Source organism: Brevundimonas sp., from assembly GCF_965279155.1.
Classification (GTDB): Bacteria; Pseudomonadota; Alphaproteobacteria; order Caulobacterales; family Caulobacteraceae; genus Brevundimonas.
In genome coordinates this window covers 2,547,000-2,567,413 of sequence record NZ_OZ257138.1, presented here as the reverse complement: position 1 = coordinate 2,567,413, position 20,414 = coordinate 2,547,000, and the positions used below count along the sequence as shown (strand labels likewise).

Sequence of the window (20,414 nt, the reverse complement as noted above, 5' to 3'; positions counted from 1 at the left end):
GTTCGTCAGACGCTGAGCAGGCCCTGCTCTTCGAGCGCCTCGGCCAGCTCGCCGGGGCCGGTCCACAGGCGGGTGTAACCGGCCTCGCCCAGCCGTTTCAGCTCGGTGACCAGATCGGCCTTGGCCGAGGCGACGAAGCGGCCGTCGAAGCCGACGCCGTCCTCGCTGACCCGCACCATGGGCCGTCCGGTCTCCAGCCGATGCAGGAAGCCTTCGCACAGGGCGGCCCCTTCCTCGCACATCAGGCCGGTCTCGACGGTCAAACTTTGCGCGCGCAGGCGCTCGGTGCCGCGTCCGGCGGCGAAGGGCGACGGATCCAGGCAGGCGATGACCACCCGCGCCACGCCCGCCTCGGTCAGGAAGTGGGCGCACGACTTGCGGCCCGACGACCGGGCGCCGCACGGCTCCAGCGTGACGTAGACGGTCGAACCGACCACTTCTGCGCCGGCGGCGGGCACGGCCTGCTCTTCGGCGTGAGGGCGGCCGCCCGGCGCGGTGGCGGCCTGGGCGATCACCCGACCGTCCTTGACGATGACGCAGCCGACCGCCGGATTGGGCCAGGTCTCGCCCATGCGCCCCGTCGCCAGCGCGATAGCCTGGGCCATGAAGGCCTGGTCGGCGTCGCTCCAGCTCATGATGCGGTCGGCAGCGCTTCGGCGCGGGCGGCGTCGAGATAGCGGGCGGCGGTGGGCTTCAGCTCCGCGTCCAGGTCGATCTCCAGCGGATTGCCCGTGGGGATTTCGACGCCGACGATCTGGTCGTCCGGCACGCCGAACAGCAGTTTGACGATGGCCCGCAGAGAGTTGCCATGGGCGGCGATCAGCACGTCCTCGCCGGCCTTCAGGCGCGGCGCGATCTCGGCGTCCCAATAGGGTTTGACCCGGTCCAGCGTGGTCTTCAGGCTTTCGGTGTCGGGAATGGCCTTGCCGGCATAGCGGGGATCGGCCTCGAAATCGAACTCGCCGCCGGGCGCCAGCGGGGGCGGCGGCACGTCATAGCTGCGGCGCCAGACCTTGACCTGGTCTTCGCCGTGCTTCTGCGCCGTCTCGGCCTTGTTGAGACCCGTCAGCCCACCGTAGTGGCGCTCGTTCAGGCGCCAGTCCTCGATCACCGGCACGTCGGTCAGGCCCGCCGACTGCAGGGCCAGGGCGCCGGTGCGCTGGGCGCGCGTCAGGACCGAGGTGAACATGACCGCCGGCTTGAACCCGGCCTCGGCGATCAGCTCGCCGCCGTGACGCGCCTGGGCCTCGCCCTCCGCCGTAAGATCGACGTCGACCCAGCCGGTGAAGCGGTTTTCGAGGTTCCACTGGCTCTGGCCATGGCGGAGCAGGATCAGGCGCGGCATTCGGTCGGTCCTTTGGAATACGGCCTTTCGGGGTAGGACGCCCTCCGAAGTCGGTCAAGGCTCACCGGGACCAGGCCGCCAGCTCTGCTTGTCGCACCGGACACACAGAGGTAACAGTCGACCGATGTCTGACCGTCTGTTCTTCTCCCTGGCGCTTGCCGCCGCCGTCGTGATGATCGCGCTGGCGAGCGTCTGGCCATAAGGCGGGCTGCAGCCCGCCCCCATCCTTCGCCCTTGTCGCCTAGAACAGGATCTTGCGCAGGTTGATGCGGAAGACCCGGCCCTGCGGGTCCAGATAGTCGCGCTGATAGTTGACCGGCGTGGCGCCGTCGCTGCTGGTCACCGAAACCCGATCGTCAAAGATGTTCTGAACCCCGAAGCCGATCCGCGTCCCCTTCAGGATCGGGAAACGCTCCACCCACGACGTGCGCTGGGTCAGGTCGGCGAAGGCGAACAGATTGACCGTCGTCCGTCCCGAGAAGTCCAGATCGGGCGAGCCGAGGGCGTCGCCGTTGACCGTGGTGCCCGCACGCCAGTTAGCGTTGACGAAGGCGCCCAGCCCGTTTTTGAACAGGCCGGTCTGAACCTGGACCTCGTGGCGCGACTGACCGCCCGAGCCCGAGATCGAGTCGCCGTCCAGCAGGTCCAGCGGCGCCAGACCCTCGCGGATCACGACCTCGTCCTGGACGCGCCAGGTGTGGGTCAGCGAAAGATTGAACATGCCCTGGCCGGGCTGCATCCCCGGCCCGCGCGAGCCGCGCATCCGTCCGCCGCCGCCAGGCCCTCCGGGACCGCCGCCCGCCATCATGGCGCCGCCGCCAGGGCGTCCGCCGCCCGGCCGCTGACCGGCCTCTGCCGGGTTCGGCTTACCGAAGGGACGCGAGAAGTTGAAGCCCCACTGCACGTCCTGCTGCTCGCGCTTGAAGAAGTTCAGCGGCCGGGCGTCGATGGACAGGAGTCGACCCGGAGCGTTCGGGTCGTCGCCAGGTTGAAAAGGCGCGCGCGTGAACCGCTCCGGCAAGGCCGCCTCAAGATCGGGCGTGATGGCTGGGAAGCTGGAAATCTCGTCGTCCGCCTCGGTGCGGGTATAGGCTAGATTCAGCCGGAAATCCCTTGCCGAAAGCGGCTGCCAGTTCACGCCCAGCTTCAGGATGCGCCGATCCTCGGCCTTCAGATTGGGATCGCCGCCGGTGATCTGGTTGATCTCGACCGTCTGGCTGTTGCGGAAGTCGAAGACCGGGGTGTTGGGCGTCGAGACCGTGGGGTCGTTCAACTGCTGGACGGTGGGCGCCTTGCCCTCGTCGGAATAGTTGGCCGACAGCGACAGCCGTTCGACCGGCGTCCAGTTCAGACCCGCGCCGAGCGACGACACGCCGCCGAAGTCGGACAGTTCCTCATAGGCCAGGTTCAGATTGGCCGACAGGTCGCCGATGCGGGGCAGGATGCCGCGCTCGACACTGGAGATCGGCAGATCGATGTTGGCCTGGACGCTGCCCGAGTTGCGCGACTGCGACCGATCCACGGCGACGCCCGAACGCACGCTCTCGGAATCCAGCGACTGATAACCGGCGCCGACTTTGAAGGTCGAGGTGATGTCGCCCGCCGGCAGCTCGTACGGGCGGCCGTTGAGCACCAGTTCGGCCGTCGCGCTCTGGGCCACAGAGTTCGCGGTGTCGCGCGGGCTCACCGTGGCCCGGCCGGTCAGGTCGCCGAAGGGATTGACCGTCAGGTCGCCCGCCGTCACTGCGGCCTGCAGTGCGATTTCGTCCACGCCCCGCCCAACCGAGGTGTCGGTCTCGACGCGGCTGTATTCCCCCGTCGCCGTCCAGCGCCAGTCGCCCACATAGCCGTCGAACACCGTGCCCAGTTCGGCGGTGCGTGTGTCGGTCTCGCGCGTCAGGGCGCCCGGCAGGTTCAGATAGCGGAACAGGACAGCGTCTGCGCCCGACGGCGAAAACGGATTGGTCCCCGGCACGTTCAGGCTCACGCCGGGCAGGCCCTGGTAGCTGAGGTTGCTGGCGTCCTCGATACTGCCGCTCAGCGTCATCCCGATCTTGTCGTTCAGATCATGCTTGTATGTGCCGGCCACCGACGCTTGCGCCGTCTTGGGCAGCAGGGTGCGATAGGCGATCGCCTCCTGACCGTTCGCGCCGCCGCCCGCCGTGTCGCTGCGGTCGATGTCGCGCTCGGTCTCGAACAGGGTGTTGGCGGTCGTGCCGTTGATGTCCAGCGACCAGCGGTCGGTCCCGGCGATGCTCAGGACGTTGTTCTCGCTGGCGGTCGTGGTGCGACCGCCCTGTTCGGGTCGGCTGACGTTGACTGAAGCGGTCAGGGACGTGAAATCCGGCTTCAGGACGATGTTCACCACCCGCTGATTGGCGCTGTAGCCATAGGACAGCGCCGTCTCTTCCGGCAGGACGTCGAAACGGTCGATCGCCTCGGGCGGGATGCCGCGGATCTCGCGGAAGCCCGAGATGCGACGCCCATTGACCAGGAAGACCGGCGAGCCGCCACGCGCGCTGCGGGTCTGGGCTTCCAGCAGCGTCACCAGTTCGCCGATGTTGGTCGCGCCGAACGCCTGGATCTGGGCGGCGTCATAGGAAACGATTGGCTCCTGCCCGCCCAGGGCCACGCCGCGCCGCGCCGCCGTGACCTCGACATCAGGCAGCACCGTCGTGGGCTCTTCCTGTTGCACCTGGGGCTGGGCAGGTTGAACGACACCGGCGGTGGGGGCCAGCGCAAGCAGGAGAAGCGCGGTCTGGGTCATGGAACGACGATCCGGGAGAAGGTTTCAGACCCCCGTGGGACGGCACAAACATGGCCGGAAAACGGCCCAATTCATGAAGTTTCAGAAAGCGTTGCACCCTTTCAACACCACGAAAAAAGCCGCGAAGGAATTGGCGTTCTGGAACGTTGAATATGATCGTGGTGCGTTTGAAACCCCGCCCGAAAGACGCCTTGTGCGACGACATCCGGGTTCGCCGTCGGCCAACCAGAGAGTCGATCAAGAAAGACTCCGCGTTGACCGCCTCCGGGCTTTCGGCTATAGGCCCGCCCTCTTGAGATTTCCGCGCCGTGGACGTGTGCTCCGCGGCGTTTTCCGTTCGAAGGTTTGACATGGCCAACAACCCCGGCGCCCGCAAGGCGATCCGCAAGATCGAAGCGCGTACCGAAGTGAACAAGGCGCGCCGTTCGCGCGTCCGCACCTATCTGCGCAAGTTCCAGGAAGCTCTGGCCGGTGGCGACGCCGCCGTCGCCAAGACCGCTTTCGTTGAAGCTCAATCCGAGCTGATGCGCGCAGTCTCCAAGGGCGTCGTTCACAAGAACACCGGCTCGCGCAAGGTGTCGCGCCTGGCCGCCCAGCTGAAGAAGCTGTCGGCCGCCTGAGCCTGAATTAATCCAACAGCAGACGGAGCAGCTGTCGCTGTTTCGTTGTGGGATTATAAAGCAATATCAACGCCGAAGGAGCGCATGCTCCTTCGGCGTTTTGCGTTGTGTCGCTAAGGTGCAATTTTGAAATCCGCGCTCGTCGAGCAGCAGTTTGCCGGAAATTCCAAGCAGGATCAGGGTTTGACGGAGTCAAACAATTTAACTGCGAATCGACCAACGAATCAGCGTTGACCCACCCGGCTCGCAGCGTAAGTTTTGGCCTCTAACGCACTTCCATCCCAGCACGGATGAAGACGGCGCGGGACTTGGTTTCGCGTCGGCGGGAGATGTCTGTCCAGAGGTTCGACCCCGTCCGAAAAGCATCGCTTTTCGGCGCAGGAGAAGTCGTCCCTGAACCATCGCCCTGAAGCCGCGGAAGGTCGGATTTTGGTTTTGGACTGGGCGGGCAAGATGGTTGGGGGCGCAACGGCGATGGCGGGCGGAACGAAGACGTCGGGAATGACGGACCCGGACCGCATCTGGAGCGAGGCCTCCGTGCGCCTGCGCGCCGAGATCGGCGACGGCCCCTTCTCGTCCTATATCGCCCCGTCGGCGGTCCGGCTGGACAATGCGGGCGGCCTGATCCTGGTCACCCCCACCGCCTATGCTCGCGACTGGGTGCGCAAGAACGCCCTGCGCCGCATGAACGAGTTGTGGCTGGGCCTGGACGGCCTGTCGCGCCGCCTTGAGGTCCGCTGCCGCGCCGAAGTGGGCTCGGCCCCGCCGGCCTCGGCCGTGCTGTCGGGAGCCGGGGCCGGCAATGTGCTTGACGCCGCCCCGCGCCTGGCCGCCTTCGCCGCCGCACCCCAAGCCGCCCCGATCAGCGCCGACGGCGCCCGCGCCGTGCGCGCCGCCGGCCTGCAGGACCGCCTGACCTTCGACAGCTTCGTGGAGGGTCAGGGCAACGCCTTCGCCCTGGCCATCGCCAAACAGGTCGCCAGCTGGGCCGACGGCCACTTCAACCCCGTCTTCTTCTGCGGCCCCTACGGTTACGGCAAGACCCACTTGCTGAACGCCATAGCCTGGGAGGCCCAGCGCCTGCGTCCCGAGGCCAAGGTCGTCTATCTGACCGCCGAACGTTTCCTGTCCACCTTCGTCAAGGCGATGCAGGACCGCTCGACAGCCGCCTTCAAGGAGAGCTTGCGGAGCGCCGACATGCTGCTGCTGGACGACGTCCAGTTCGTGGGCGGCAAGACCTCGACCCAGGAAGAGCTGCTCTCGACCCTGACGGCCCTGATCGAGGACGGCAAACGCATCGTCTTCTCGGCCGACCGCGCCCCGATGGCCCTGACCGAGGTCGAGCCGCGCCTGCGCAGCCACCTCGCCGCCGGCCTGACCTGCCCGGTCGAGGCAGGCGACCGCGAACTGAAGATCGCCGTGGCCCAGAACCGTCTCAAGGCCCTGTCGGCCCTCGGCGTCGTTCAGGGCGAGGCCAACCCCGAGGTTCTGGCCCAGCTGGTGGACCGCACCCCCGGCTCGATGCGTGAGCTTGAGGGCGCCGTGAACACCCTGGCCGCCGCCGCCGGATCGCGCCTGTCTTCCGTCTCGGTGGACGAGGCTTCGATCCTGCTGGGCGCCGCCCTGCGCGGCGGGCCCGAGCGCCGCATCACCGTGGACGAGATCCAGAAGACGGTCGCCGACCACTTCAACATGAAACAGGCCGACCTGCTGAGCGAGCGCCGCACCCGTGCGGTCGCCCGCCCGCGCCAGATCGCCATGTATCTGTGCAAGCAGCACACGACCCGTTCCTATCCCGACATCGGCCGTCGTTTCGGCGGGCGCGACCACACCACGGTCCTGCACGGCGTGCGCAAGATCGAGGAACTGATGCCGCAGGACGACCAGATCGCCCGCGACGTCGAGGCCCTGACGCGCAAGCTTCGCGGTTGAAGCTGTGGAGCAGCGGGACTGACCCGTTGCTCCCGCCGCGCAATCCGCTAGTGTCCAAGGTCACTTAACCGCGGCCATCTGCGAATCGGCCGCGCCGGGCGAGACGATATGCAGCTGACCATCGAACGATCCGCGCTCCTCAAGGCCCTGGGCCACGTGCAGAGCGTCGTCGAACGTCGAAACACCATTCCGATCCTGTCCAACGTCCTGCTGTCCGCAGGGCGCGACCGGCTGGCCTTCGCGGCCACCGATCTGGACATGGAGATGGTCGACGAGGCCGAGGCTCAGGTTCAGGTCGAGGGCCAGATCACCGCCCCCGCCCACACCCTGTACGAAATCGTGCGCAAACTGCCCGAGGGCGCCGAGGTCTCGCTGCTCTATTCGGGCGACGATCCGCGCCTGGTCGTCTCGGCCGGTCGGTCGCGCTTCAACCTGCCGGTCCTGCCGGCGGGCGACTTCCCCGTCATGTCCACCGACAGCACCGGCGCTTCCTACGTCATGCCCAAGGAAGACCTGGCGCGCCTGATCGACAAGACCCGTTTCGCGGTCTCGACCGAGGAAACCCGCTACTATCTGAACGGCCTTTACCTCCACACGGTGTCCGAGGCCGGCGTGCCCCTGCTGCGCGCCGTCGCCACCGATGGTCACCGCCTGGCTTTGGCCGAGACCCCGGCGCCCGAAGGCGCGGCCGGCGGCCCCGGCGTCATCGTGCCGCGCAAGACCATCGATCAGGTCCGTCGCCTGCTGGACGACGCCGGCGGCCCGGTCGAGGTCACCGTCTCTGCCCAGAAGATCCGCTTCTCTATGGGCGAGGCGTCCCTGACGTCCAAGGTCATCGACGGCGCCTTCCCCGACTATCTGCGCGTCATTCCCAAGGGCAACGACAAACAGGCCGACATCGACAACGCCCTGTTCGCCAAGGCCGTCGACCGCGTCGCCACCATCTCGGCCGAGAAGAGCCGTTCGGTGAAGCTGGCCTTCGACAACGACCGGGTAAAGCTGACCGTGCGCAACATGGAAGCCGGTCAGGCCGAGGAAGAGGTCGAGATCGGCTATTCCGACGAACCGTTCGAGATCGGCTTCAACGCCCGCTACCTGCTGGACGTCGCCGGCCAGATCACCGGCGAAAACGCCGCCTTCCGCTTCGCTGACCCGGCTTCGCCGACCCTGGTTCTCGATCCGGCCGATCCGGGCGTTCAGTATGTGCTGATGCCGCTGCGGGTCTAGGTTGATGGAACGCCCCCAACTCGTCCTGACAGGGGTGAGATGGAAGTCTTGTTTACGCGCTTTGGCGTCTCTAACAATTGCCGCAGCGGGTCTTTGGATGTTGTTGAGCGGAGCCGAGACGGCGCGTTATCCAGGGGTTACGGTGAGGATCATTGGTCTTCTCCTCATTCTCGCATTTGGTTTCAACGCGGTGCTAACGACAATTCGCACCGTCAAACCGGCCAAGCTCATTCTAAACGAGAAGGGCTTTCGGATAGAAGGCGTCCGTAGTTCACAGTTGATTCCTTGGGAAGACGTCCAGGCGTTTGAGCAAGTTTCAGTTGGCCTAGCGAGATGGCCTGCATTCCGCTTGAAGCCAGGAATAAGCGTTCGAGACCAAGCTTTCACTCGCAATATCGTTTCCGGTTACGACGGGCTAATCGCTGTACTTCCTAAATGCGGCCTTACTCGAACTGTCGAAATTCTTTCAGAATGGCGTGAGCGCTATGCAAACGGCACTGTATCAAGCACAGCGTGATAGCAACTCTCACCCTCTCCGACTTCCGCTCCTATTCGAACGCGCGGCTGGAGATGACCTCCGGCCCCGTGGTCCTGCATGGGCCGAACGGGGCGGGAAAGACCAATCTGCTGGAGGCGATCAGTCTGCTGACCCCCGGCAAGGGGCTGCGGGGCGCCACAGCGGCCGAGATGGGGCGGCGCGAGCCCGGCGAGGCGACGGGACGCGCCTGGGCCGTCATGGTCGAACTGGACGACGAGACGCGGCTGGGCACCGGCGTCCAGACGGCGGGCGCGGCGCGGCGCATCGTGCGGATCGACGGCGAGACGGCCCAGCCGGGGCGGTTGCTCGATTATCTGCGGCCCGTCTGGGCGACGCCCGAGCAGGACCGGCTGTTCTCGGATGCGCGGGCCGAGCGGCTGAAGTTCTTCGACCGCCTGGTCTTCGCCGCCGATCCCGATCACGCCGCCAGCGTCTCGATCTATGAAAAGGCCCTGCGCGAACGGCTGCGGTTGCTGAACGACGCCCAGGACGGACGTGAAGCCGACCCCGTCTGGCTGGATGCGCTGGAGCTTCGCCTGGGCGAGGCCGGCGCCCGCGCCGCCATCGCCCGCGTCGCCGCCCTGCACGCGCTCCAGGCCGCCATCGACGCCCGCAGCGACCGCCCCTTCCCCCAGGCCGACCTGGGCCTGGACGGTCCTGCCGAACAGATGGCCGAGACGGGCGCAGAGGAAGACGAGATCGCCGCCGCCATTCGCGAAGGTCTGGCCAAGGCGCGCGCCCGCGACGGCGCCGCCGGCCGCTCCCTGTTCGGACCGCACCGCACCGCCCTGACGGCCATCCACCGCGAGAAGCAGCGCCCCGCCGCCGAGGGTTCGTCCGGCGAGCAGAAGGCCCTGGTCCTGAACCTGATCCTGGCCCAGATCGCCCGCCTGTCCGACCAGTCAGCCCGCCCCGTCCTGCTGCTGGACGAAGCCCCCGCACACCTCGACGAACGCCGCCGCGCCGCCCTGTTCGACGAGATCGTCGCGCTGAACCTCCAAGCCTTCATGACCGGCACCGAACGCGACCTGTTCGCCGGCCTGGAAGGCCGCGCCCAGTTCGTCCGCGTCGCCGGCGGCGCGCTGGAAAGCGACTAGATTGCCGAAGGTTCGCCGTTCCGTTATCTTCCGGACATGGCGACGATGATCCTTTCCCTGTCGGATTCATTGAAGGCGTTCATCGACGCTCAGGTCGCCGATCGGGGCCTGACCGCCGACAGCGACTACGTCCTGGCTCTGGTGCGTCAGGAGCAGGATAAGAAGCGCGTCCGCGACATGCTGATCGAAGGTCGAGACTCCGGTCCCGGTGAAACAGTCGATGCTGACTATTTCAAACGCCGCCTGGATCGCATCGAAACCGCTCGGCGTGGCCAAGGGTGAGATCATACGCGATCCGGTCGCTGAGCAGCGCTGATCGCGACTTCGACATCATCGTCGATCATTACGTCCAGGAGGCGAGCTTCGATACGGCAGTGCGCTTCGTCCACGCCCTTGACGCGGCCTATGTCGTTCTGGCCGAAGCGCCTGAGGCTGGATCACCGATTGTCGGCGGCGCCTTGGGCATCCCGAACCTCCGGACATGGACGTTGCGAGGCTTCCCCTACCTGATCTGCTACGCCCCCGTGGAGCATGAGGTCGTGGTATGGCGCATTCTCCACACACGCCGCGATCTGGCTCAGGCTTTCGCCGACACGGCGTTTCCGAACTGACTGGAATTCATCGGTCGCAAACACGGCGCTGAGCCGCCGTTTCGCTCGCAATTCCCGTCAAATTTCCTATATGTTGCGGGCTTCGGCGCGGTGCGACTCCGCCGTCGATTCGAGTGCTCCACGCGGCGCTCCCTCCCCGTCCCGGTCGGGACTTCAGAGCCAATGACTTCATGACCGATCCGATTGCTAACATGCCCGAATACGGCGCCGATTCCATCAAGGTTCTCAAGGGCCTGGACGCCGTGCGCAAACGTCCCGGCATGTATATCGGCGACACCGACGACGGCTCCGGCCTGCACCACATGGTCTATGAGGTGGTGGACAACGCCATCGACGAGGCCCTGGCCGGCCACGCGGACCTGGTCCAGGTCATCCTGAACGCCGACGGCTCGGTGACCGTCACCGACAATGGCCGCGGCATTCCCACCGGCATCCACGAGGGCGAAGGCGTCTCGGCGGCCGAGGTCATCATGACCCAGCTGCACGCGGGCGGTAAGTTCGATCAGAACTCCTACAAGGTCTCGGGCGGCCTGCATGGCGTGGGCGTGTCCGTGGTCAACGCCCTGTCCGACTGGCTGGAGCTGAAGATCTATCGCGACGGCAAGGCGCACCAGATGCGGTTCGAGCGCGGCGACACGGTCAAGTCGCTGGAGATCACCGGCGTCGCCCCCATCCGCGAGGACACCGGCAAGCCGCTTAGCGGCACCGAGGTCACCTTCTTCCCGTCGCTGACGACCTTCAGCCACATCGACTTCGACCTGAAGACGCTGGAACACCGCCTGCGCGAGCTGGCCTTCCTGAACTCGGGCGTGGTCATCAAGCTGGCCGATCAGCGCCACGCCGAGCCGGTCGAGATGATCCTGCACTACGAGGGCGGCGTGGAGGCCTTCGTGCGCCACCTCGACAAGTCCAAGACGCCGATCCTGAAGGACGTCATCGTCATTCGCGGCAAGAAGGAAGGGATCGAACTGGATCTCGCCCTGTGGTGGAACGACAGCTACCACGAGACCATGCTGTGCTTCACCAACAACATCCCCCAGCGGGATGGAGGCACCCACCTGTCGGCCTTCCGCGCCAGCCTGACGCGCGTCATGGGCGGCTATATCGAGAGCTCGGGCGCCGGCAAGAAGGAGAAGGTCTCCGTCACCGGCGAGGACGCCCGCGAGGGCCTGACCTGCGTTCTGTCGGTCAAGGTGCCGGATCCCAAGTTCAGCTCACAGACCAAGGACAAGCTGGTCTCGTCCGAAGTGCGCCCCGCCGTCGAGGCCCTATGCTCCGAAGGCCTGGCCCAATGGTTCGAGGAACATCCGGTCGAGGCCAAACAGGTCGTCGCCAAGATCATCGAGGCGGCGTCCGCGCGTGAAGCCGCCCGCAAGGCCCGCGACCTGACCCGCCGCAAATCGGCGCTGGAAATCTCCAGCCTGCCCGGCAAGCTGGCCGACTGCCAGGAACGCGATCCCGCCAAGTCCGAACTGTTCATCGTCGAGGGCGACTCCGCCGGCGGTTCGGCCAAACAGGCGCGCAACCGCGAGAACCAGGCCGTCCTGCCCCTGCGCGGCAAGATCCTGAACGTCGAGCGCGCACGCTTCGACCGGATGCTGTCGTCGGAATTGATCGGGACGCTGATCCTGGCCCTGGGCACCGGCATCGGCCGCGACGACTTCAACGCCGACAAGCTGCGCTATCACAAGATCATCCTGATGGCGGACGCCGACGTCGACGGCGCCCACATCCGCACCCTGCTGCTGACCTTCTTCTATCGTCAGATGCCCGAGCTGATCACGCGCGGCCACGTCTATATCGCCCAGCCGCCGCTCTACAAGGTCGCCAAGGGCAAGCAGTCGCGCTACCTCAAAGACCAGTCCGAGATGGACTCCTACCTGATAGAGGAAGGCTCGTCCGAGGCCGAGCTGGACCTGTCCACCGGCGAGCGCCGCCTGGGCCTGGACCTGCAATCCCTGGTGCGCGAGGCCAAGGCCTTCAGCGCCAGCGTCGATCGCCTCAGCCAGCGCGCCCCCGCTTTCGCCATCGAACAGGCGGCGCTGGCCGGCCTGTTCGCCGAAACCTCGGACATGACGACCGCATCGGCCGCCGCCGCCGTGCGCCTGAACCTCTATGCCGAAGAGGGCGACGGCGACTGGACGGGCGCACCGGGCGAACAGGGCGCCGTGGTCTTCACCCGCACCCGTCGTGCGGTGCAGGAAACCATCGTGCTGGAAGAGACCCTGATCCGTTCGCTGGACGCCCGTCGTCTGGCCGAACGCGCCCAGGCGTTCGACGGCGTCTTCGTCACGCCCGCCACCTATCGCCGCAAGGACAAGTCCACGACCATTCGCGGGCCTCTGGACCTGCTGAACGCGGTGCTGGACGCCGGCAAGAAGGGCCTGTCGATCCAGCGCTACAAGGGTCTGGGCGAGATGAACCCCGAGCAGCTGTGGGAGACCACGCTGGACGTCAACGCCCGCACCCTGCTGCAGGTGTCGGTCGAGCACGAGGAAGACGCCAACGACCTGTTCGCCAAGCTGATGGGCGACGTGGTCGAGCCCCGTCGCGAATTCATCCAGGAAAACGCCCTGGACGCCGCCGTCGACGTCTAGAGCCTTATCGGCATCTGGTCCGGGTCACAATAGATGAGAACTGAACCACAATTTATGAGAACTGGGTCATAATTAATGAGAATCTTCTGCGGGCCACCCACCCGCGGATGATCGGGCTCGTATGCGTTGAAGCGCGCGAGGAGCGGTGACCTTCGACCACCCCAGACACGAAGCGTGACCGAAGGCCAGCGTGAGCTGGCCTTCCTGTGTCGCGAGTTCTCTCGATGCTTGGCTAAGTCAACATCGCGCCAGCAGCGGACATTGACTTCCAGCCCGCAATTGGACCTTCGCCGAGCTACCCTCGCCCAGTTTGACTCAGCCCCTCAGCGGACGCTCAACGGTGGGGCTCGCAGGCTAGCCCATCGCCATCCCCATCCATTCGGTCCCGGTAGCTTGGCTCCCAGGAAGCGATGTCTTCGTGATTATTGGCGCGCGCTTGTCCGCAGCCGGAGTAGTGCTGATCCGTCGTGCGTTGGCTCCATTCTCGACGAAGCTCCGCCTTTCCGGGCGCGTCGGGCGCGAGGACGTAGGTCGCTCCACCAAAGGTGATGGCGAATGCCCCCGTTCCGGCCAGCCACAGCGGCATTGGCTTTGGATTGGAACGTCTCGACCATCTGCTTGGATGCCGCGCCATCCAGCCACGATAGAGCACTGAAGTTTCCAGACAGTCGATCAGCAAGGTGAACGGCACCTCCGCGCCATTTGCTGACATCGGGACTTCGCCCCAGACGCGACCTTCGTGACCTGCTTCCAAAAACGGCCAAACCGCGTAGCGATGGTGACATCAGTATTTTTCGTGATGCGGTCCGTAAGTGTGGTCGGCAAACTCGCCCAGCATTGAACGTGCTTCATTTAATGCTCGACTGGCCAGTGGCTCCATCAAAACATTTGGATGGTCCGCCGCGAGCGCGTGGATGACTCGAAACAGCGTGGCGAAGGAATCGCGCGTCATCCGCAGCACGCTGTCGTCTGGCGAAAACGATCCGAACGACTGCTTCCGCTGAACACCACCCCATTGCGGATTCCGCATCATCATCGTGCCGCCGGTCGGGAACGGAATGGTCACACCGTGCACGATGTTGTTGCGAATGATGAAGCCGGAGCGGGTGGCCTTACTCCACGTCTCCAGCATTTTACGCTGGTTGTCGTCGGTGAGGTTCGCGACCTCTACATCAAACAGACGTAGCCGATCCGTAACCTTTGTATCGGTGTCAGGCTTAGGCGTCATTGCCTGGCCGCGGAGTTTCCAGATCGCTCCCTCGAGATGGAATTCGATGTTGGCCGCAAAAATGATGATCGCCGCGAGCAGCTCTCCGCTGATAAGGTCGATGCCTAAGCGAGCCTGTATGGCCTCACCGCGTCCAAAGTCTCGGGTCGGCCATACGCGAGAAGGTCTAGCTTGCGTCATCATCGTAACGTGAGGCGAATGCGATGCGGGAAATCTTGCGATTCGTCAGACATTAGCCTGCCACCGCACGCAGTTGTTCGGGCCCAAGGATGGCCTCTTGAACACCGCCCTCGCCCGCGCCCAGCAGATTGACAAACGTGCAAGGTATACCCCGCGCCCGGAACTTGCGGCGCAGGAACTCAGCCTGAGACAACTCATGCGTGGTCAGCAGCACCTGATACTTGCGATCAAGAACAATGTTTCCGACGAAGTCGGCGAACGCCGAGGCGTGAATGGCGTCGTTGTGTTGGAGTGGATCGTCCAGCACCAAGGCCTTCCAGCGTGACCACGGGAATGTCAGGCTGGCGGCGCACAGCAAGCTTACACCCAATGCCGCCATCTGACCTTCGCTGTGCACCAGCAACGGGTTGATGTCGCCACGATCGGTGGGGATCAGGTCGCCCTTCACCGCCGCTTGGTTGACGGCATTGCCGTCAATGCGGAATTCGACGCCGATACGCGGATCACAAAGGATCGAGCGGTTGACCCGCACCAGCAGCCGGGCCAACGGTTGGATATAGTCGTCGTTGAAGGTGCTAAGTTCACCCTCAATGGCCGCACTGGCCTGAGACGCGATCGCCTTGGTGCGGGAGATAACCGCTGAGCGATCGACCTGCGCTTGCCAGTCGGCAGAGGCTGCCGCGCGGACCTGTTCGCGGGTGTGATTGGCGGCACTGCGCACATGGGCGCGAAGACGGTCAAGGGCGGTCTTGTGAGCGCCCTGCTTGGACCAAGCTGCGGCACCATCACGCAACCGGGTCAGTTGCGCCCCGGCGTCCGCCAAGGCGTCTCGCCTCGCCTTGAGTTCCTGCTCCTCCCCGTCAATTGTCGCTTGCGCCGCAGGGCCGAGGTCCCCCGTAAGCCCCAACGAAATCCATTCCTCAGACTGGGCGGCGAATCGTGCGTCAAGCGCCTGCATCGATTGGCGCGTTTCGTCCCGCCGCGCCTCTAACTCGATGCGTTCAAGCCTCTGCCGCGTCACCAGGTGTTCGGCGGCCGCGCGCTCGGCTTGGAACGCCTCCACCCGAGCCTGCGCGGCGGCGGTTGATGTCGCAAGCCGGGCCACCTCGCGCGCCCGCGCCGCAGCATCGGCGTTCGCCTCGCCGAACAGCATCGCAACCAAACGGAGGATGCCGGCCTCCAGCTCCGCCCGACGCCGGTCTAGATCCGCTTGGTCGCGAGCTTCCGCCGCGATGACCCGCACGGCCTCGTCGCGCTGCCGGACGGCGGCCTGCGTCGCCGCCGAGGCGTCAACAGCGCCCAAGGTCGCCTGCCAACGCGAACGTCGGCGCAGGCGGCGCTCCAGTCTGTCGATCTCCTGCCCCAAGGCGGTCGCCACAGCGCTCAGGTCGGCGGCGCCGGGCACCCCAGCAGCCTCAGCCCGGCGCCGAACCCCCTCCCTCTCGAGCCGCCCGGCCGCAAACGATTCCTCAGCGTCATCGACGAGCTTCTTCGCGGCGCGAAGCTCATCGCGTTGAAAGGCACTCGTCTGGCGGCGAGTCTCCGCGATGTCGAGTTGCGATTGCTGCTGACGGATGGCGGGCGCTAGGCGCTCCGCCGCCGCTTCGGCGCGGGCCCGCAGGAGCGAGGGGGCCGGAAACACGGTTGCGCAGACCGGACAGTCGCAGTCCTCAGGGCCGAGGTTAGCGACGATCGTGCTTACCGCTTCGGTGATATCGTCCGCGGCACCGGTCATGACTGACAAGGTCTCATTTAGCGCCTCGACCACGGCGTCAGCGTCCGCCACGGCCTGTTCGGCCGCCGCCAGCCGCGTCGGCAGATTGGGATGCGCCGCGCGCAGGGTGATCAGGGCCGTGGTAAAGTCGTTCAATCGAAGGTCGGCGGATCGCAAGGCGTCGACAGCCTGCTTCTGCCACACTCCCCGCTCGATATCTGCAGCGAGGGCTTCGCGCTCGGTCCCCAAGCGCTGTTCGATCTGCCGTCGGCGCTGGAGCCGATTGATCTGGGCTTCAGCGTCGAGCCGCTGCACCGTGGCCTGGGCTGCCAAGCTTGACGCCGGTTGCGCCGCGATCTGCTGTAGCTCGGCCTCCGCATCCCGCAAGGATTGAAGGGACGCCGATCGCGACGCTGCTGTGGCCAGCTGGGCGAGAAGGGTTTCATGCTCCGCCTGCGCCGTTGTCACCCGGTCGCTGGCCAAGCGGGCTTCCTCAAGCAGCGCAGATAGTCGCGTCTCGGCCGCGGCGACAACTTGTGCGGCGGTAGACCGCTCCACCTGCACACCCCGTCGTTCAATCAGCAGCGCCTTGGCGCGCTCAAGGGCGAGGGCGCGCTGCGCCAGGGCTTGGTGGCTCTCCGCTAAGCGCGCTGCCAGCGCCTGAGGGCTAAGATCCGCCTCGAGCTGTACGGCCGCGGAGCCCGCCGTTGCGATCATTCGGGCAATCGAAAGACCAAGCGCCTTGCGCTCGGTTTCGTCGAGCGCGCCCGACACCTGAGCGTCGGCCCAAGCCGCCTGCTCCTGGTCGAGCAACAACCGTAGTGCCGCGGCTGCGGTGTCGACCTTGTCCTTGAGGGCCTTGAACGCCCGGGCCGGTCGGGTCGTGCCCGCGCCGTGCAGCGCCTTGGCGATCGTTTCCGGCCGCCGGCTTTGCGCGGCGTCTTTGAGAATGTCGAACAGCACAGGCCCGTCCCGGTGGGCGAGCCGCGGCAGGTTAGATTGCGAAAGGAAATGGGTGAGCAGCAAATAGTGACCAAGGTCGCCCACCGACGCTTCCCATTCGGACGCTGTGAGATAGGCGGCCAGATTGTCGTGGCCTGAGAGCTTGGACGTTCGGGTCGTAGGGGTGGCCAGCTCCCGCCTCAGGGTGACGCCATCGGAGAACCCCATGCTGACTGCTGTGGGCTCGGCCACCGGCTTTGTCCAACGACAGAGATAGCTCGCCTTTGGACGGGCCTTGTCGACGAGACGAAACTGTTCGATCTGGTCGGTGAGCAGCCACTCCATGCCTTGGAATAGCGACGACTTGCCGAGTCCGTTGGACCCCTGAACGATCATCACTCCCGGCTCCGGGGCCAGCTCGACATCGAGGGAGGCGAAATTTCGGAAATGCTTCAAACTCAGCCGCGTCAGGAAGATGTCGTCACTCATGGCTTTGCCTCCATCAGCGCAACGAGCTTTTCGACGAGCACGTCCGGGTCGTCGGTGTTCTTATCGACGAGCTGCTCCCACCGAACCGCCATGGCGGCGTCGAGGCCCGCTGCGACCAGTGCGCTCTTAACCACGTTGCGATTGTGGTCCAATGGTGCATCGAGCACTGCGTCGCCGCCCTCCCAAGGTCTCGCCAGGAAGGTGCGCGACACAAACGCGTCGAATGACTGGTCGACATTTTCCGAGGGCGGCACCCAAACCACCTTGCGGCAGACCGATTCATCGCGCTCGGCGATATCAACGATAGATTCCCAGTCGCCTGCGCCGGACTCGGTCGCACAGAGAAATAGGTGCGTATTGATGACCTCGTGCGGTCGCATGTAGGCGCGGGCGATGACCACCTGACCATGCAACGACTTGAGGCGCGCTGCCAGCGCGGCGCGATCGTTAAGGTGAAGCGTAGCCGCTAGCACAGGATAATCTCCAAGCTGCAGCCCGACTACCTCGCCCGACTTCAGCGGTGAGACCTCGTCATCTCCGCTCGGAAACCGTCGCGCAGCATAGTCGTCGACTCGGTTCGCCGTCCAACCCGCGCCCGTGGCGGCGTCGAGCACGCGGTCGCAAAACTCGGTCAGGGTCATGGCTTGGTCACCTTCAGGAGCGCGTCTGTCTGACGTTTTCTCATGGCGGCGAACTCCCCCTCGACGGCCGACGTCCATTCGCTGAGGCCCGCCGCCAATCGTCGGCTCCAGGCCCGGCTGTTTTGAATGAGCGCTGGCTTCACCTGACGAGCCGCCCTGAGGCTTCCAGAATCGGCGTCGGCACCGAGGCGGTCGAAGGGCTCGACGATATCGACCTCGCTCGTTCCCGCCAGGATGAGAGCCTCGACGCCCCACTGCGCGGCGTCAGAACGGTCTCGCAACTCTTCATTGGCAAGCGACCGGCAACCGCTGCCCAAGGCCACGCCTCGGTCGACGAGTTCGAGGTTGCCGCGAATTGGCGACCCCGGGTGCAGCTTCTCGCCCAGATGGGTCGCCAGCATATAAACTAGCGCTGCTACAAGGTCGGGGCTCGACGTGTGGTCGCCGGTCCAAGGCGTCCGACCCGAGGGATCGACGCTGTAAAGCCAACGCAAAAAACGCGAACGGAGGACGGGATTGGCCACCAGCGCCGTGCGCCAAGCCAACCAGGTGGCGCTCAGGCCGCTGGCGATGTCCGGGCTGATCGCGCCGACCCCGGGCACCTTTTCGCTCGCGACCACCGTGGCTAGACCCTGATCCATCAGTCGCAGTAGGCAGGCGTCGATATCGCCCTCCAAGTCGAGCGCGGGCATGGCAACCGGTCGAAAGCCAGCGACCGGCGGTGGCTGCGCTTTGATCAGCGCCGATAGGGCGAACCACTTCGGTTGCACGGCGGCGTCGGCAGACAGAGTGATGCGGCCGGCACTGGCCATGGCTAGTCGCACAAGCGCCTCGGCCTCGGGAAATTTCGAGGGCGGACAGGCCATATGGACCTCGCACGGATCGGCGCGTTCGCAGCGTTCGGCGATCTCCGCCAGACTCACGCGCCCGCGTTCGAATAGCCGCTGCGACGCCATGTCGACGCCTATCACCACGGTCGCTTCGCCACGAGCGGCGGCGCTAGATTGGTCGACGGCTTGGGGCCCTTGCACCAAGGCGCTGATGCGCCGCTCATCGAAGAACTTGAAAGTCTGCGGATCGAGCCGAGGCGGAACGCTCAGTTCAGGTTTGGCACCAAGGGTCGTCTGCATATGCGCGAGATAGGCCTCGAACGGAGTTGCAGCGCAGGAGTAGCAAGCCGCTGTCTCGGGTCCGTGACGCACGATGGCGCGATCAGCGACCACCGCCGCCGGTGCCCCCGACGCGAAAGCAACGCTCCGTCCTTTGCTGTGCACGGAGATCGAGTCGATGGCACCTTGGGTTCGGCCAACCTCCCGCCCTGCGTCCTTCGCGGCTTCAAGGACGGCGTAGGCGAGCACTTGATTGAGCCGCGCGGCGCGGCCAAATGCGAACACGGGACCCACGCTGTTGAGGATCAGTCGACGATCGGCCCGTAAGCGGGTTTGCAGCCACGCCGAGAGCTCTGCTTGCCCGAGTGCGGGCCGCAACTGGGCGTCGAAAGCGCTCTCGAGATCGTCATCCAGCGTTTTCCCCGCGAACGCCGCCTCGGCAGCGCGTGTGAGGGCGTCGCCAGTGAATCGCCCTAAAACCTCTTCGGCGAATGCGACATGCTGAAAGTCGCTGATCAACAGCGACATCAGATCGGTTAGCCCCCCATCTCCAGCGCCGCTGACCATGTACGTGACCTCGGGCGCGGCCTCGATCGCTGCGGCGCTGATGCTACCGGGGCTCCAATATCCCAAGGTCGCAGCGCCGGGCAGCGCCGCTTCTTCGCCGAAACCCATCGCCAGAACCACTTTCGCGAACGACACCGGAAGCGCCGCGCCGCTAAACGTGAGATCCCATCCCCGCGCAGTCGGCACCACCGCCTGCAGCGTCCCCGACTTCGACACCAGACTTGATTTAAGGTGAACCTTGGCCGCCGCGAACTGCTGACTCAGGCCTTCGACAACTTTGCCCGCCGTATCCGCCGTCCAGTCAAGGATGGGCAGGCCAGCTCGCGGGTCCAATGACCCAAGCTCCGGCCATTCATAGACATGAGGATGCAGCAACCGAGGCGAAGCGCTTTGCAGCTGAAATCCGCCGCCGGTGTTGGAGTAGTGGATGACCTCCGCCCCGGCGAGGGCAAGTGCCAAGGCGGCAGTCGTCCCCGCTGCACCAGCCCCGACGACCCCGACCTTTTCCTTCGGCTGAAGTAGGCCGGTCCCAGCAAGCGCATGGACAAGCCGCAAAGCGCGGACCTGTTGCGAATAGAACGTGATGCGGCTTTGACGCGGCCCGAGGAAGTAAAGGCCATCGTGCGCTGGATCGCGGCATAGATCGAGCCAGTCCTCAAAGTCAGGAATCTTAGGAGTCGTCATTTGGCTCGGATCCGTGAGGCGACTCCTTACGCCCGCGATACGCATAACGCAGGGTTGAGCTTAGCTACAAGTCGCTTTGGCACCGCAGTTTTTAGGAGTCTGCATACCATGGACAGCTGCACGACA

Annotated in this window: 16 protein-coding genes; 8 read left to right on the top strand and 8 right to left on the bottom strand. The window is 65.4% G+C overall.

Annotated elements, in window-relative coordinates; genetic code table 11:
- Positions 1 to 5: 5 nt before the first annotated feature.
- The 3 genes from ACQY72_RS12240 to ACQY72_RS12230 all read right to left on the bottom strand — a co-directional run bounded on the left by ACQY72_RS12240 (position 6) and on the right by ACQY72_RS12230 (position 4,112).
- Positions 6 to 635: a bifunctional diaminohydroxyphosphoribosylaminopyrimidine deaminase/5-amino-6-(5-phosphoribosylamino)uracil reductase RibD gene (locus tag ACQY72_RS12240; RefSeq protein ID WP_428153866.1), complete on the bottom strand. Its 630-nt coding sequence runs from the start codon at positions 633 to 635 to the stop codon at positions 6 to 8.
- Positions 632 to 1,345: a 2,3-diphosphoglycerate-dependent phosphoglycerate mutase gene (gene gpmA / locus ACQY72_RS12235; protein ID WP_428153865.1), complete on the bottom strand. Its 714-nt coding sequence runs from the start codon at positions 1,343 to 1,345 to the stop codon at positions 632 to 634. The genes ACQY72_RS12240 and gpmA overlap by 4 nt, the downstream gene beginning before the upstream one ends.
- Positions 1,346 to 1,586: 241 nt before the next feature.
- A complete protein-coding gene (locus tag ACQY72_RS12230) occupies positions 1,587 to 4,112 on the bottom strand; it encodes a TonB-dependent receptor (protein ID WP_428153864.1) in 2,526 nt (841 codons plus the stop codon).
- Positions 4,113 to 4,462: 350 nt separating this feature from the next.
- Between ACQY72_RS12230 and rpsT the strand changes: the two genes are divergently transcribed.
- The 8 genes from rpsT to gyrB all read left to right on the top strand — a co-directional run bounded on the left by rpsT (position 4,463) and on the right by gyrB (position 12,734).
- A complete protein-coding gene (gene rpsT / locus ACQY72_RS12225; RefSeq protein WP_135194610.1) occupies positions 4,463 to 4,732 on the top strand; it encodes a 30S ribosomal protein S20 in 270 nt (89 codons plus the stop codon).
- A gap of 501 nt (positions 4,733 to 5,233) precedes the next feature.
- Positions 5,234 to 6,664 (top strand): chromosomal replication initiator protein DnaA, encoded by a 1,431-nt coding sequence (dnaA, locus tag ACQY72_RS12220; RefSeq protein WP_428153863.1) that lies wholly within the window; start codon positions 5,234 to 5,236, stop codon positions 6,662 to 6,664.
- Between the two features lie 108 nt (positions 6,665 to 6,772).
- Positions 6,773 to 7,891, top strand: a complete 1,119-nt coding sequence (dnaN, locus tag ACQY72_RS12215) for a DNA polymerase III subunit beta (protein ID WP_428153861.1) — start codon at positions 6,773 to 6,775, stop codon at positions 7,889 to 7,891.
- Positions 7,892 to 7,895: 4 nt separating this feature from the next.
- Entirely contained in the window at positions 7,896 to 8,408 is a 513-nt protein-coding gene (locus ACQY72_RS12210) for an STM3941 family protein (protein WP_428153860.1), read from the top strand.
- Complete coding sequence (gene recF, locus ACQY72_RS12205) at positions 8,405 to 9,526, top strand: DNA replication/repair protein RecF (protein WP_428153858.1); 1,122 nt, start codon at positions 8,405 to 8,407, stop codon at positions 9,524 to 9,526. The genes ACQY72_RS12210 and recF overlap by 4 nt, the downstream gene beginning before the upstream one ends.
- A 45-nt stretch (positions 9,527 to 9,571) precedes the next feature.
- Positions 9,572 to 9,808: a ribbon-helix-helix domain-containing protein gene (locus ACQY72_RS12200; RefSeq protein ID WP_428153857.1), complete on the top strand. Its 237-nt coding sequence runs from the start codon at positions 9,572 to 9,574 to the stop codon at positions 9,806 to 9,808.
- Positions 9,805 to 10,137, top strand: a complete 333-nt coding sequence (locus ACQY72_RS12195) for a type II toxin-antitoxin system RelE/ParE family toxin (RefSeq protein WP_428153856.1) — start codon at positions 9,805 to 9,807, stop codon at positions 10,135 to 10,137. Before ACQY72_RS12200 ends, ACQY72_RS12195 begins: the two co-directional genes overlap by 4 nt.
- A gap of 170 nt (positions 10,138 to 10,307) precedes the next feature.
- Positions 10,308 to 12,734 carry a DNA topoisomerase (ATP-hydrolyzing) subunit B gene (gene gyrB / locus ACQY72_RS12190; protein WP_428153855.1) on the top strand — a complete coding sequence of 809 codons (2,427 nt, stop codon included), beginning with the start codon at positions 10,308 to 10,310 and terminating at the stop codon, positions 12,732 to 12,734.
- 334 nt (positions 12,735 to 13,068) lie between these two features.
- On the opposite strand, the gene ACQY72_RS12185 is transcribed toward gyrB, so the two are convergent.
- From ACQY72_RS12185 to ACQY72_RS12165, 5 genes are all read right to left on the bottom strand, one after another.
- Positions 13,069 to 13,320: an excalibur calcium-binding domain-containing protein gene (locus ACQY72_RS12185; RefSeq protein WP_428156706.1), complete on the bottom strand. Its 252-nt coding sequence runs from the start codon at positions 13,318 to 13,320 to the stop codon at positions 13,069 to 13,071.
- A 198-nt stretch (positions 13,321 to 13,518) separates the two neighbouring features.
- On the bottom strand, positions 13,519 to 14,142 hold the full coding sequence (locus tag ACQY72_RS12180) for a hypothetical protein (protein ID WP_428153854.1): 624 nt from the start codon (positions 14,140 to 14,142) through the stop codon (positions 13,519 to 13,521).
- 52 nt (positions 14,143 to 14,194) lie between these two features.
- A complete protein-coding gene (locus ACQY72_RS12175) occupies positions 14,195 to 17,287 on the bottom strand; it encodes an AAA family ATPase (protein ID WP_428153853.1) in 3,093 nt (1,030 codons plus the stop codon).
- A complete protein-coding gene (locus ACQY72_RS12170) occupies positions 17,284 to 17,928 on the bottom strand; it encodes an ABC-three component system middle component 1 (protein ID WP_428153851.1) in 645 nt (214 codons plus the stop codon). Before ACQY72_RS12170 ends, ACQY72_RS12175 begins: the two co-directional genes overlap by 4 nt.
- Positions 17,925 to 20,288: an ABC-three component system protein gene (locus ACQY72_RS12165; protein WP_428153850.1), complete on the bottom strand. Its 2,364-nt coding sequence runs from the start codon at positions 20,286 to 20,288 to the stop codon at positions 17,925 to 17,927. The genes ACQY72_RS12170 and ACQY72_RS12165 overlap by 4 nt, the downstream gene beginning before the upstream one ends.
- Positions 20,289 to 20,414: the final 126 nt, after the last annotated feature.